Source organism: Chryseobacterium sp. CY350 (genome assembly GCF_027945075.1).
Classification (GTDB): domain Bacteria; phylum Bacteroidota; class Bacteroidia; order Flavobacteriales; family Weeksellaceae; genus Chryseobacterium.
Map to the genome: position 1 here is coordinate 586,865 of NZ_CP116034.1, position 14,519 is coordinate 601,383.

The window sequence follows — 14,519 nt, forward strand, 5'->3', positions numbered from 1 at the left end:
AATAAAATCTATAATAGTTTTTAATTCAGCAGCAATTATGAAGTTTAATATTTTAACCGATTTATAAAAAATAAATTACTAGCTTTGAGATTACAGAAATAAGTTTCACCACCAAAATCATTACTATGAAAAATCTTAAAACGCTTTCAAGAAAAGAACTTAAAAACATCAAGGGAGCAGCTTCAAACTCGAAATGCCCCGCAGGAAGGTATTATTGTACGGAAGCTGATGTTTGTGTCGCGATTAATGAAGAATGCTACATTATCGTGCCGGAAACACCTTTTGAAGGAGGTTCTCTTTAAATTAATTTAAAAAAGTTCTTCCGCTAGGAAGAACTTTTATTTTAAACATTGGCAAGCAATTCTTTTATTCGTCTCATTGCCTCCCGCAGATCTTCTTCCGAAGCAGCGTAAGAAAATCTTATACATTCCGGACTGCCAAATGAAACTCCGCCAACGCAACCAACATGAGCGTTTTCCAAAATATACATTGCAAAATCATCTGCATCTTTAATTTCTGTTCCATTCAGGGTTTTCCCGATATAATAGGAAATGTCTGGGAAGAAATAAAACGCAGCCTTTGGTAAAAGAACTTTAAATCCCGGAATTTCTTTCATTAAATCAAACATCACATTTCTTCTTTGCTCGAAAGCATCAATCATGTATTTATATTCTGAAGGATCTGTTTTTAAAGCAACAATTGAAGCTCTCTGAGCAACGGTATTTGCACCGCTCGTCATCTGTCCCTGAACTTTTTCGCAAGCTTTTGCCAGCCATTCCGGACACGCAGAGTAGCCGATTCGCCATCCTGTCATTGCGAAAGCTTTTGACATTCCGTTGATTACTGCGGTTTGTTCGTAAATTTCCGGAAACTGAGCGATTGAGGTTGTTTTTGTTTCGTAATTGATGTATTCGTAAATCTCATCAGAAATAACTGTTACGTGAGGATATTTTGCGATGACCTTTGCTAAAGATTTTAGTTCATCAAAAGTGTAATATCCGCCGGACGGATTACAAGGTGAACTGAAAAGGATTGCTTTGGTATTATCGTTAATCGCTTCTTCAAGTTGCTCCGCAGTAATTTTAAAATCTGTGACATAGGAAGTGGGAAGCATGACCGAATTTCCTCCCATCATTTTTACCATTTCATCATAGCTTACCCAATAAGGAGTCGGAAGAATTACTTGATCTCCGTCATTAATAATTGCTGCTAAAACATTGATAATTGATTGTTTAGCACCATTTGAGACACAAATTTGTGTCGGTTTATAATCTAGCTGATTGTCTCTTTTTAATTTATCTGAAATTGCCTGGCGCAGTTCTAAAAACCCCGGAACGGGAGAGTAGTGACTGAAGTTCTCGTTAATAGCATCAAAAGCTGCCTGTTTTATATTATCCGGAACATCAAAATCTGGTTCGCCCAATGTCAAAGAAATTACGTCAATTCCGTTGGCTTTCATTTCTCTTGCCTTATTTGACATGACGAAAGTCTGCGAGTATCCTAGTCTGTTTACTCTGTCTGAAAGTTTATTCATTTATTCTTTTTGTCGTTTTAACAAATATATAAAAGTTAATTAGAATGAAGTACTTATTAGCTTTATTGTTTTAAAATGATGGTTTTATATAGATTTTAAAAGAGAATGAAATTGCTTTTAAATAAATTTCAATAAGATTTAAAACTTCTTTTCTCCAAAGAAGTTTTTTTTATATTTTAAACTTATTTTTGCTTTTTATATTCAATATTATGTCAGCAGAGTTAATCCAAAAGTATTTTCCGGAGCTTTCCGAAACACAAATAGGGCAATTTTCAAAATTAGAAAGCCTTTATGGTGAATGGAATGAAAAAATAAATGTAATTTCTAGAAAAGATATGGAGTCGCTTTATGAGAAGCATATCCTACATTCTCTGGGTGTTGCAAAAATTATGGAGTTTGCTCCCGGAACAAAAGTTTTAGATGTAGGAACCGGTGGTGGTTTTCCTGGAATTCCTTTAGCGATTCTTTTTCCTGAGACTAAATTTACTTTAATTGATTCCATTGGAAAGAAAATAAGCGTCGTAAATGCAGTTGCAGAAGGTGTTGGATTAACTAATGTTACGGCAATCCACGGAAGAGCTGAAAAAGTAAAAGAAAAATTTCATTTTGTCGTAAGTCGCGCTGTTACCCAAATGCCTGAGTTTTTAAGATGGCTGAAAGGAAAATTCGAAAAAGAACAGTTTAACCCAAAACACAATGGCGTTTTGTATTTAAAAGGAGGAGATTTAGCAGAAGAACTTGCCGGACTTAAATGTGAACTTTTTAATCTGAAAAACTATTTTGAAGGAGAGTTTTTTGATACTAAAAAGGTTGTTTATTTATCAAAAGGTAATTTTAATTCGTAATTTAACATTTCAAAGGAATAATTTTTGATAATTTACGTTTAATAATCATAAATTTTTAAATAAGATGAAAACATTGTTTAATACAGCTTTATCAGTAATCTTTATAGGACTTTCTTTTGTTTCTTGTAATGAAGATGATGATTATGAAACCATTCAATCCACAGAAAAGGTAAAAATCGACAGTGTAAAAATTGTAAATGATACAATGGCTGTTTTCGGAGTACAAAGCATAAGAACTTATTCTACCTATGCTTCTCAATGCGAAGGTTTTTACGGTTATGACTATGTGCATTCGGGTAATTTCGCAAGAGATGTCACTGCTTATAAGTATCTTACGAATGGTTCTTGTACGCAGGCGAATCAGGTTTCAGTAAATCAGATTAATTTTAGTCCGCAACAGACAGGAACTTACACTTTTAAATTTTGGAAAGGTGATAACACCTGGATAACGAAAACAATTGTTGTAGAATAATGAAGTATGTTTTTTTGGTTTTATTTTTGATTTCCAACCTGTTATGGAGCCAGAGAGTAGAGTGGGAAGAAGATAAAAGGTTGGCTTGGAATAATTTTAAAAGCAAACAAAATAATCAGCACGGAAAAGATATTGTAGCGTATACGCATTGCGGCTGGGTTTATTCGGTTGTGAAATCTTCAAACCCAAAAGGTGCTGCAAAGATAAATATAGAAACAATTTTTAACGAAGATAAATCCTGGAAAGACGATAAGCGCATCAACGACTATGTGCTAAACCACGAGCAAAAGCATTTTGACATTGCAGAAATTTATGCCAGAAAAATCAGAAAAGAGATTATTTTCAAAATAAAAACTAGCGGTGATTTTGATAAATATTTTCAGACAATCTATAATCGCATTCTAAAAGATTACAAAAATTTTCAGGCACTTTATGACGGTGTTACGGAACACGGTATGAATAAAGAAAAGCAGTCTGAGTATGATGCAATGATAAGCGCCGAGCTAGAACAATTAAAAGACTATAAAAAACCTTGAAATTCTTAAATAAAATAATCAGCGAATTACTGTCTCAAAACAGTAATCTTTCAGAATTTAACATTGTTTTGCCAGGAAAACGGCCGATCGTATTTATCCGCCAAATTTTAGAAGAAAATAATTATTCAGGATTTCTACCAAACTTTTTCACCATAGAAGATCTGATTAACGATATTGTTGATCAGCAGTCGATTCAGGGGATTGCTTTGTGGCTTTTCTCTTTCGATGTATACAAGACTCTCGGTCTTATCCCTAACGACGATTTTTCAGAATTTTTAAAATGGTTTCCTACGCTTCAGAAAGATTGGGATGATATTTTGAAATTTTCGGATAGCGACGAGGCGGTCTTGCAATATATGTTTGACGAAGAAAGAATTAAAGAATGGGCGCAGGAATTGGGAGATCAGGAAGATGTTCCTAGAAAAAAGTTTTTGAATTTCTGGCGGAATATGAATGTTTTTCTACCGGTTTTAAAACAAAAACTGAAAGAAAAAAATTGGGTAACTCCCGGAATGATTCATGAAGCAGCAAAAGCTAAAATCGTTGATTACGCAAAAACGACTAAAGGTAATTTTGTTTTTTGTGGTTTCAATGCCTTCACTCCGGTTGAAGAAAAATTAGTGAGAAATCTTTTACAATGGAATAAAGCGCAGTGTTTTTTTCAGGCAGATCATTACTATTTTGATGATGAAAGACAGGAGGCAGGGAAATTTCTAAGAAGTCATAAATTGTGGAAAGAATTCAATGACAGTAGGGCTTTTAGTTGGATTGAAAATGATTTTAACCAACAGAAAAATATTAAGATCTATGAAGTTTCCGGAAATGTAACCCAAACAAAAGTTTTACCAGATCTTTTTAAAAATATTGATAATAAAACTTTTACCAATACAGCCGTTGTTCTGCTTGACGAAAATCTCTTGCCTGCAAGTCTTGATGTGATGCATGAAGTTGAAAACCTGAATATTACAATGGGTTTTCCTTTGAAAAATCTATCGTTTTCTAATGCAGTAAAACAACTTTTTTATCTTCAGAAACAGCTTGATAAAAACAAATCTTCCTATTATTATCGCGATGTATTTCCGATTTTAGAAGAACTGCCTAAAACTGATGAAGACGAAAAAGTAATTATTAATTTTAAATCAAACATTGAAGAGCGGAACATTGTTTACATTTCAAAGAATCTGATCCACGAATTATTGCGTGATCTGTCTTACTTTAATTTACTTCAAAAGGCTGATTCCGGCTATCATTTTTTAGATATTTTAATTGAATATTGTCAAAGGATTAAATGGACGGAACTAGATGATATACAGTACGAAAACGTATCTCACTTCGAGAATGCATTTAGGGTCATAAAAAATCAGATTACACCTTATGGTTTTGAGATAAAAATGGAAACTCTGGAAATCCTGATTAATCAGCATATCAATTCCGAAAGCATCGATTTTCAGGGTGAGCCGCTAAAAGGTCTTCAGTTAATGGGACTTTTAGAGACGCGTCTTTTGAATTTTGAAAATGTGATCTTGCTTTCTGTTAATGAAGGAAAACTTCCCCTCGGAAATTCACAGAATACGTATATACCATTTGACATCAGAAAACACTTTGATCTGCATACTTTTCTTGAGAATGACAGTATTTATGCTTATCATTTTTATAGACTGATTCAGGATGCAAAGAATGTTCATTTAATGTTTAATGCTTTAAGTTCCGGAGTTAACACGGGAGAAAAGAGCAGATTTATTACACAGATTGAGATGGAAAGTTCACATAAAATTGAACATCTTATTGTTGAAAATACTTCCGAACCGATCACAAGCAAGCCAATTGAAATTTCAAAAACAGAAACCGTCATGCAGCAGCTTGAAAAATGGAAAGAAAAAGTATCAGCATCTCACCTTACAACTTACCTTTACAATCCCATTGATTTTTATTTATCTAAAATTTTAAATACATCTGAAACGGATGAAATTGAAGAAGAATTATCAATAAGAAATTATGGTAATTTAGTTCATTATTCACTTCAAGAAATTTATGAAGTTCTGAAAGGTAAAAATCTAAAAGTTAGCGACTTAGAAAAGTCAATTACACGAATAGATGAATATCTTAATATTGCCATTGAGAAGCTAAAACATCAACCGGAGTTTTATGATAAGGGCATGAATTACATTCACAAGGCGATCGCCAAAAAGGTAATTACTAATATTCTCAATTGTGATCTTGATCTGATAAAACAGGGAAATTCTCTTGAAATAATTGATATTGAAAGAAAGTTCGAAAGTGTAGATTTCTATTTGGATGATGTGAAAAAAGATAAAGTTTCTTTCTTTGGGTTTATCGACAGGATAGACCGTTTGAACGGAACAGTACGAATTATCGATTACAAAACAGCAAAGATTAAGAATTTAACTGTAAAAATAGATTCAGAAAACAGAGATCATTATTTTCATAAAGATGAACGTAAACAGGCTTTACAACTTTGTATTTATCAATATGTAGTTCAGAGTTTGCCAGAGTTTTGGGGTTTCCCGATTGAAACCGGAATCTGGAGTTTTTCTGATGCTAAGAAAGGTGTTACCTCTCTCGAATTTGCTCAGGGAAATCTTGATGATGCAATGACATCAGTAAAAAGTCTGATCATGGAAATATTAAATCCTGAAATCAGTTTTAAAGAAAATATAAAATCATATTCTTATTAAAAAAATGCACCTCCATTGAGGTGCATTTTCAGTAAGTTGTAATGCGGAATTATATCTTTATTTTTCTGTTGATCACTTTTCCGGTTTGTGTAGTAATCTGAACCACATAAACACCTGATTCTAAAGCTTTAGACTCAAAATTGTTTAGCTTCATATCCTGATTTTGAATCAAAGTTCCGGAAATACTGTAGATTATAACGTTTTTAAGCTCAGTTTTTAATCGAATATTAATTTTGTTATTTTCTGTAAATATATCAACATCTTCTGTTGAATCTAAGCTTCCAATTCTCTTATTAAATTGCAGACTGTAAAAAGAAGTCAATATTTCAAATGTATAATCTTTACTTTCAATATTCTTTAGATTTATACCGTTATTAGTTGAATATTCATCCTGTGAAATTGATTTGATTAAGTTTTTGTTCTCGTCAAAAATATTAATTAGAATTAATTCTTCGGGATTTATTTTTAAGCTTAGGATATTGTTGTTTTCTGACTTAACGATTTCGTTATCAGTAACTAATTTGGGTCTTTGTCTTACATAAGGAATTGTTTTTACGTTGTTGTTTTCAGAAACTTTCAAAAGGTAAATTCCATCTTCTAATAATGAAAGATCGTTATTTTTTAACTCCTTTCTCTCTGATTTTTCTTTATTCATGTCTGTAACTCCCAAAAGGGTCATGCTTTTTAAATCAGGTTTTATTTGAGAGTAAGTCAGAAGATCTGCTTTGTTTTGATTTTCAGACTGTTTTGATGTCAACATTGCCCATTGATTTAAAAGACCGCCGCTTCTCAATGTGTTGAATTTTGCATTTGATGCAAGAACAAAAGGAGCTATTCCTCCAATGTGTCCCAAAGGTCCCCAATAAAAGGCCTCAAGTTTATGTTTGTTGAGATCCCACCACGGGTAGTAACCTCTCTGAGTATCAATTGTTTTTGAAGTGTTTTCAGGATGAATTGCTAAATCGATAGTAGAATGTCCCAAAGTCATTGGTGTTTTGTTGTACCAATCGTAAACATCATTAGATTTTAAATATTTTCTCAATTCATTATTGCTGTTATAGGTCACGTCATTAACAAAACTGTTTGTGAAAAGTTTTCGCCACAAAAACGGCCCCCAAAGCAATCCGCCATTATCCTGAAGTACATGATAATTGTATCTTTCAAGATATTCTGGCGAAATGACCTCAGAAATATTGTTTGTATAAGTTTGATAACCTATTTTATTACAGGTATTTAAAACGTTTGCAATGAAAGACGTGAATGGATAAAAATCCTTCTCAAATACACCTTTTTGAAGCGTTACGCCAGAGAAATCGTAAGGGCCGTCTCCCATATATGCGTACTTGAATTTCAAATTTGAAGGATTCGAAATGTTAAGCTTTTTCAATGTCGACATCGCTGCGTGAGCACCCTGAGAATATCCGGCCAGAAAATATTCGTCGTAACGTTTTACATTCAATTGTGTAAGAACTTTGTTGGCAGCAGTAACAAAATCGATGGTTGCAGAAGCTTCGGTAGGATAGTGCACGTAAGGATGTACTCCTTCACCAGAACCCATTCCTACATAATCGGGAGCCATCAAAATATATCCGTTTAAAACATAAGAAAGCTCTACAACAAATCCCGCGTACAAAACGCCTCGTAGATTAGAAGGCACGTTGTCACGACTATCGGTTGTACCATGGTCAGAAACTACTGTTGAAAGTTTGTAATTTACATTCGGGTACATCAGAAGTCCAGTTGCTTTTACCAGATTGTTGTTTTCATTTTTTGTGTAGTACGTAATTTTGTAAGCCTTCAAACCAATGTCAAAACCATTCAGATAATTAACAAAATCCGGTGAGTTTTGCTCGCCAAGATTATTAGAAAGAAATCCTGCAACTCCCTGTGGAGTAAGATTAAGTTTTTGTTCAAAACTGAAAATGTCTCCGGCCTGTTGCGAAAAATAGAATGACGCGGTAAGACTTAAAAATAAAGTAGATAATTTTTTCATGTTTATATTTTTCAGTTAAATTATGATTTTCCTGTAAATAATACATGAATTTTAATAAGAACAGCTATTCGGTGAATATTAATTAATAAAAAAGTCTGATCATTGATCAGACTTTGTCTAATTAAAAGTTTAAAACTTTAGAAAGCATTAAATCCTGTGATATCAAGACCGGTAATCAATAAATGGACATCGTGAGTTCCTTCATATGTGATTACTGACTCAAGATTTGCAGCATGTCTCATCATCGGGAACTCGCCCATAATTCCCATTCCGCCAAGAATCTGTCTCGATTCTCTTGCAATATCAATCGCCATTTTTACATTATTTCTCTTCGCCATTGAAATCTGCGCAGGAGTTGCCTTATGATCATTCTTTAACATTCCCAATTGTAAGCAAAGCAATTGAGCTTTAGTGATTTCTGTTAAAAATTCAGCTAATTTTTTTTGCTGCAACTGGAAAGATCCGATTGGTTTTCCAAACTGTCTTCTCTCTTTAGAATACTGAACCGCAGTGCAATAACAGTCAATTGCTGCACCAATTACACCCCATGAAATTCCGTAACGTGCAGAATTTAAACAAGATAAAGGTCCTTTGAGTCCGGTAACTCCTGGAAGGAGATTTTCTTTAGGAACTTTTACATTATTAAATACCAATTCTCCGGTTTTCGATGCTCTCAAGCTCCATTTATTGTGTGTTTCAGGAGTTGTGAAACCTTCCATACCTCTTTCAACAATCAATCCCTGTACTTTTCCGTCTTCATTTTTAGCCCAAATCACAGCAATGTCGCAAAGTGGTGAATTGGTTATCCACATTTTGGCTCCGTTTAAAAGATAATGATCTCCCATGTCCTTAAACTGAGATTCCATAGAACTTGGATCTGAACCGTGATTAGGTTCTGTAAGACCAAATGACCCAATCATTTCACCGGAAGCTAATTTGGGTAAATATTTTCTTTTTTGCTCCTCAGAGCCAAATTCATTGATCGGGAACATCACCAAAGAGCTTTGTACAGAAGCTGCTGAGCGTACTGCAGAATCTCCTCTTTCCAATTCCTGCATGATTAATCCGTACGAAATCTGATCTAAACCTGAACCGCCATATTCTTCGGGAATGTAAGGACCTAATGCACCTATCTTCCCCAATTCTTTCATTAATCCGGGCAAATCTGTGTGATCCTGAGCAGCTTGATCGATATTTGGCATTACAGAACTTTCTACCCAATCTCTTACAGATTGACGGATAAGCTTGTGTTCTTCGGTAAGTAACGCGTCAATTCCGTAGTAGTCGGGAATTGTCGTAAGAGGATAATATGACATGAAATATAATTTTCCTAAAAATAGTACTTTTCCTTATGTCTGTGAAAATTTTTTTAAAAAAAGACAAAAACTATTCTTTTATAAACTTATATAAAAAAGGAGCTTTATTTGCCGAACCGTCATAGAGTTTTTCGAGTCGTTCAAGAGAGTTCATACTCAGTATTTTACGTTGGAAATTATTTCTCCTGAATTTCTCTCCTAAAATTGTTTCGTATAAAGACTGGAGATCCTTCATAGTAAATTTTTCGGGTAATAAATTACTGGCAGCGATCTGAGTATCAATATTTTTTCTTAAATATTCTAATCCTTCCGCAATCACTCTGTCGTGATCAAACGCCATATCAGGAAGTTTATTAACCTCAAACCATGCGCAGGTTTCGTTAAAGGCGTCAGGAAAAGTATTCGCTAATGAAAAATCTATGAGACTGCAGTAACCGACGGTAATGAATCGCTGCAAGATCCAGTGATCTTTGGGTACATCGATACCTTTATTATTTATTAAAGTTTCGTGAACGTTATTTTTTGTGCGGTCTAGGCGTCCGAAAGTATGAAATTGCTCCAGAAAAAGACCTTTAAGGTGAGTTCTTTCAAACAAAACGCGGTCAGCGGCTTCTCTGAGATCTTCGTCTATGAATACAAATCCGCCGGGAAGAGACCACAGATTTAGATCGTGGTATTTTAATAATAGTACTTTGAGGATGTTATCATGAAAACCAAAAATTGTGCAGTCTACCGAAAGATTTGGTATAAAGTCTTTACTTTCAACAAGTTCCTTTAGCGTTTCAATATTTCTGTTATGGTCAGTTTTCATGGGGTAAAAATAAAATTATTTTTCAGTTTTTCTGATAATCTTGTTTGAAATATAAAAAACTTAGAACAAATATGATCAAAACTGCTCCCAAGATATAGAGCGAATAGAATGTTAGTAATTGATTTTCAAATAGAACGGACATCAATACGGAACTCACAGAACTTCCCAATGAAGAGAATATTACAATTACCGATGTGAAGGTGTTTATTTTGTGACTGTCTATTTTAGATATCATTTTGGAATTAATGACGGGATAGAGCGGGGACAAAAATAAGCCTATGACAGGGAATAAATATAGCAGTATTTCTGACTGACCGGAGCCAAAGTACTGAATTAGAAAAATAGTGCTCAATAGAGTGATAATGCAAAGAAGACAGCACCTAAAATATTTTACGAGAGAATATCTTTGGATAATATTTGCGGTAATTATTCTTCCAAGATACGAGAAGACAGCGAGCATTGAGGATGCCTGAATCGCAAAAAATGAATTTACGTGCAAATGTGTTTTATAGAAAGTAGGTAACCACGAATTAAAACTTTGCTCTGTAAAAACGATGAAAAATACCACGCCGAAAAACAATACGACAGAAGTCTTTTTAAATGAAATGAGATTTGATAAAATATTGGTTTTTAAATTTTTATCTGCTTCTAAGATATTGATTTTTGATAGTAAGTAGATAGTAATTAAAGAAACTAATGAGATGAAAATAAAGCCAAATTTCCAATATTCTGAATATTCACTTGCAATGAGCCAGCCAAATCCCACATTTACAACGAAGATTCCTATCATAAATGAAGCTTCTACATTATTCATGGTTTTTGCAAGATCTTTTTCTTCAGTGATATTGTTTCTGATCATACCATAAACGCAGATTTTGCCAATCGCAAAAGAAGTTCCAATAATTGCAAACCAAAGTTTATAAAACCAGAATACCTGAACAAAAGGTAATATCAATGAGCAAATTCCGACGATGCTTAAGGCGAGTATTAGAGATTTTTTAGTTCCGAATTTGCTGATAAAATTTACAGCAAATAATGAGATCAAGGCAATTGGTAAATCTTTGAACGCTTCCAGAAAACCAAGTTTATCGTATCCTATATTTTCTTGTGAAAGCTGCAAAATAACAATTCCCATACAATTTAAAACCATTGAAAAAATAAAGAACGTTAATCTCAGCGGAAGCGATATATTGGTAGTATTGATGCTCATTTTGGGGACTAAATTTCGTCGTTTTTAATGAAATATTAAGACTTTTAACATGTAGATTATGCCTTTGAAGCCCCAAAAATAGTGGAAAAATTAAAATAATTGTGAATAATATGTTAAATAATTAAAAAATAATATATTTTTATTGTCTCAATTTGAGAATTAAAAAACTAACTGTATATGAATGTAAAAATATCAAGAAGTTTGGGAGCAATTGCCGTATTGTATTTTACTGCAAATTTCCATGCCCAAAACACCACTACAGACACAATTCAAAAAGAACAGAAAATTGAAGAAGTAGTGATGATTGGTTACGGTACTCAAAAAAAGAGTAATGTGACGGGAGCAATATCGAGTCTAAAGGCTTCAGACTTGGAAGATATTCCTGCCGGAAGACCAGAGCAGGTTCTTCAAGGCCGAGCTGCCGGAGTAAGTGTTATATCAAATTCTGGACAGCCAGGATCTGCAGCAACTGTGCGAGTACGTGGTATTACCAGTTTTGGAGCAGGAAGTAATGATCCACTTTGGGTTGTAGACGGTATCGTTGTTGACAATATTGCATGGCTAAATCAGGCTGACATTGAAGGAATGGAAATTCTTAAAGATGGAGCTTCTGCAGCAATCTATGGAGTTTCGGCAGCACGAGGAGTGATTCTTATCACAACAAAGAAGGGAGCTAAAGGTAAATTAAATCTTTCTTATAATGGATTTTTCGGTGTTGGAAGTGCTGCTAAAAAACTAGACTTACTGGATGCTACCCAATATGCAAATATTATTAATGAAGCAATTTCCAATGATAATATGTACAGTAGTAATCCAAATCCACTGACGTTTGCAAACCCTAATTCATTCGGAAGAGGTACAGATTGGCAGGATGTGATTTTTAACAGTGCTCAGCGTTCTTCTCATGATTTCAGTATCAGTGGAGGAAGCGATAAATCTACGTTCTACACTTCTTTTGGATTATACGAGCAGCAGGGTATTGTAATGCGCGATATTTCAAATTATAAAAGATTAAATGCAAGAATCAATTCAACCCACAAAGTTCTTAATTGGCTTACAATCGGACAAACTTTAGCGTATACTCATGTAAAAGCGCAGGGAATTAATGAGAATGGTGAATTTGGGGGGCCGCTAAGCTCAGCGATCAACTTAGACCCAATCACTCCCGTGACAGTTACAAACGGAATTGCCAATCAGCTTTTCCCAAGCGACTACAATAATCCGTTTATCGTTAGGGATGGTTTTGGTAACCCGTATGGTATTTCGCACTTTGTAAATAAAGAAATGTCTAATCCATTGGCATTCCAGCAAACTCAGTTGGGGAGAAATAGATATTCAGACGATTTTATTGCCAATGTTTTTGCAGAAGCTAAGTTTTTGAATCATTTCACATTTAAATCAAGTATAAACGGGAAGCTATCGTACTGGGGAAATCAAGGATTTACTCCGAAATTTTATTTGAGTCCATCTTATAAAAACGATACATTCAACAGTCTTTTCAGAGAAACACAAAAAAGATTTGACTGGAATACTGAGAATACATTAAATTATCAAAACAAGTTTGGGGATCATAATTTAAGTGTATTATTGGGGCAGGGATATTACGAGTTTAATATTGCATCTGGTCAGAACACAACCTACACAAATCTTCCGGTTAACAGTTGGGAAGATGCTTCATTCAATTTTGATATCGCACCGGAAAACAGAACAGGTAATGCTTGGGATGGAAAAGAGACTCATAAGACTTCATATTTTGCAAGAGTAGTTTATGATTACAGAAATAAGTATTTGTTCACAGGAACAATGCGTAGAGATGGTTCTTCAAAATTTGGTAGAAATAATCACTGGGGAAATTTCCCGGCAATGTCATTAGGTTGGAATTTGTCAAATGAAAATTTCTGGAGAAAAAATAATATTGTGAACAGTGTAAAACTAAGAGGAGGATATGGTGTCTTAGGTAATGATGGAATTGATGATTTTCAGTTTGCCAGTTTCTTAGTTCCTGGAAGTAATTATTCTTTTGGAAACAATAATATCAATATAGGATATGCCCCAAGTACATTAGAAAATCCAGATTTGAAGTGGGAAAGAACTTCTCAATTAAACTTTGCAGTTGATCTGAAATTATTACAGAATTTCGATCTTACAGTAGATGTATATAGAAAAAAATCAACAGATATTTTAAGAAGAGTTAATATTCCCGGTTATGTTGGGGTAACAAATAATCCTTGGAGAAATATTGGGGATATGAACAATGATGGTCTTGAAGTAAGTCTTGGATATAAAAAGAATTGGGATGACTTCACCATCAGTGCGAATGGAAATTTCGGATATCTTAAAAATGAGATAACAAGATTAGAAGATGGTAAAGATTTTGAAAATTTCGCATCTTTTCAATCAATGGGAGCAGTTTCTAGATTACAAATTGGTGCAGCTTATGGTTCGTTTTTCGGATATCAAAATGCAGGAATTTTCCAAACTCAGGCAGAGATTGACGCTTATAAAAATGCAAATGGAGGTTTAATTCAGCCCAACGCAAAACCTGGAGATTTCAAACGTACAGATGTGAACGGTGATGGTAAAATTACAGAAGATGATTATGTGAATTTGGGTAATTCGGTTCCAAAATATACTTTTGGTTTCACATTAAATATGAATTACAAAAATTTTGATTTCATGATTTTTGCTCAGGGGCAGGCAGGAAACAAAATTTTCCAAGGTTTGAGAAGGCTAGATATTCAGGATGCTAACTATCAGACTGCAATTTTAGATCGTTGGACTGGTGCCGGCACGTCAAACACTGTTGCAAGAGTAACTAGAGATGACCCTAATCAAAATTATACAAGAATGTCTGATTACTATCTTCAAAAAGGCGATTATTTACGTCTGAAATTAGTACAGATTGGATATACACTACCTAAAAACATTTCTGAAACCATTGGTGCAAGTAAGGTAAGATTCTATGTGACTGGCGAAAACCTTGTTACATTTACAAAATATACAGGTTACGATCCTGAAATTGCCGGAGGTGATACTTTTGGTATAGACAGAGCTTATTATCCTCAATCTAGAACTTTCCTTTTTGGTGCTAATGTTCAATTTTAAT

General features: G+C 34.1%; 11 protein-coding genes. 6 read left to right on the forward strand and 5 right to left on the reverse strand.

The window, feature by feature from the left end; translation table 11 throughout:
• Window positions 1–125: 125 nt before the first annotated feature.
• Window positions 126–302, forward strand: a complete 177-nt coding sequence (locus PGH12_RS02635) for a bacteriocin-like protein (protein WP_267598918.1) — start codon at window positions 126–128, stop codon at window positions 300–302.
• A 41-nt stretch (window positions 303–343) separates the two neighbouring features.
• On the opposite strand, the gene PGH12_RS02640 is transcribed toward PGH12_RS02635, so the two are convergent.
• On the reverse strand, window positions 344–1,534 hold the full coding sequence (locus PGH12_RS02640; protein WP_267598919.1) for a pyridoxal phosphate-dependent aminotransferase: 1,191 nt from the start codon (window positions 1,532–1,534) through the stop codon (window positions 344–346).
• 209 nt (window positions 1,535–1,743) lie between these two features.
• Between PGH12_RS02640 and rsmG the strand changes: the two genes are divergently transcribed.
• From rsmG to PGH12_RS02660, 4 genes are all read left to right on the forward strand, one after another.
• Window positions 1,744–2,379 carry a 16S rRNA (guanine(527)-N(7))-methyltransferase RsmG gene (gene rsmG, locus PGH12_RS02645; RefSeq protein WP_267598920.1) on the forward strand — a complete coding sequence of 212 codons (636 nt, stop codon included), beginning with the start codon at window positions 1,744–1,746 and terminating at the stop codon, window positions 2,377–2,379.
• 64 nt (window positions 2,380–2,443) lie between these two features.
• Window positions 2,444–2,851 carry a hypothetical protein gene (locus PGH12_RS02650; protein WP_267598921.1) on the forward strand — a complete coding sequence of 136 codons (408 nt, stop codon included), beginning with the start codon at window positions 2,444–2,446 and terminating at the stop codon, window positions 2,849–2,851.
• Entirely contained in the window at window positions 2,851–3,387 is a 537-nt protein-coding gene (locus tag PGH12_RS02655; RefSeq protein WP_267598922.1) for a DUF922 domain-containing protein, read from the forward strand. The genes PGH12_RS02650 and PGH12_RS02655 overlap by 1 nt, the downstream gene beginning before the upstream one ends.
• Window positions 3,384–6,083 carry a PD-(D/E)XK nuclease family protein gene (locus tag PGH12_RS02660; protein ID WP_267598923.1) on the forward strand — a complete coding sequence of 900 codons (2,700 nt, stop codon included), beginning with the start codon at window positions 3,384–3,386 and terminating at the stop codon, window positions 6,081–6,083. The genes PGH12_RS02655 and PGH12_RS02660 overlap by 4 nt, the downstream gene beginning before the upstream one ends.
• Window positions 6,084–6,132: 49 nt before the next feature.
• Here PGH12_RS02660 and PGH12_RS02665 read toward each other — a convergent pair whose 3' ends face one another.
• The 4 genes from PGH12_RS02665 to PGH12_RS02680 all read right to left on the reverse strand — a co-directional run bounded on the left by PGH12_RS02665 (window position 6,133) and on the right by PGH12_RS02680 (window position 11,413).
• Window positions 6,133–8,076, reverse strand: a complete 1,944-nt coding sequence (locus PGH12_RS02665; protein ID WP_267598924.1) for a T9SS type A sorting domain-containing protein — start codon at window positions 8,074–8,076, stop codon at window positions 6,133–6,135.
• Window positions 8,077–8,213: 137 nt separating this feature from the next.
• Entirely contained in the window at window positions 8,214–9,392 is a 1,179-nt protein-coding gene (locus PGH12_RS02670) for an acyl-CoA dehydrogenase family protein (protein ID WP_267598925.1), read from the reverse strand.
• A gap of 70 nt (window positions 9,393–9,462) precedes the next feature.
• The gene (locus PGH12_RS02675) at window positions 9,463–10,203 is read right to left on the reverse strand and encodes an NUDIX hydrolase (RefSeq protein WP_267598926.1); all 741 of its coding nucleotides are present in this window, start codon (window positions 10,201–10,203) and stop codon (window positions 9,463–9,465) included.
• A gap of 22 nt (window positions 10,204–10,225) precedes the next feature.
• Entirely contained in the window at window positions 10,226–11,413 is a 1,188-nt protein-coding gene (locus tag PGH12_RS02680) for an MFS transporter (protein ID WP_267598927.1), read from the reverse strand.
• 177 nt (window positions 11,414–11,590) lie between these two features.
• Between PGH12_RS02680 and PGH12_RS02685 the strand changes: the two genes are divergently transcribed.
• Window positions 11,591–14,518 carry a SusC/RagA family TonB-linked outer membrane protein gene (locus PGH12_RS02685; RefSeq protein WP_267598928.1) on the forward strand — a complete coding sequence of 976 codons (2,928 nt, stop codon included), beginning with the start codon at window positions 11,591–11,593 and terminating at the stop codon, window positions 14,516–14,518.
• Window position 14,519: the final 1 nt, after the last annotated feature.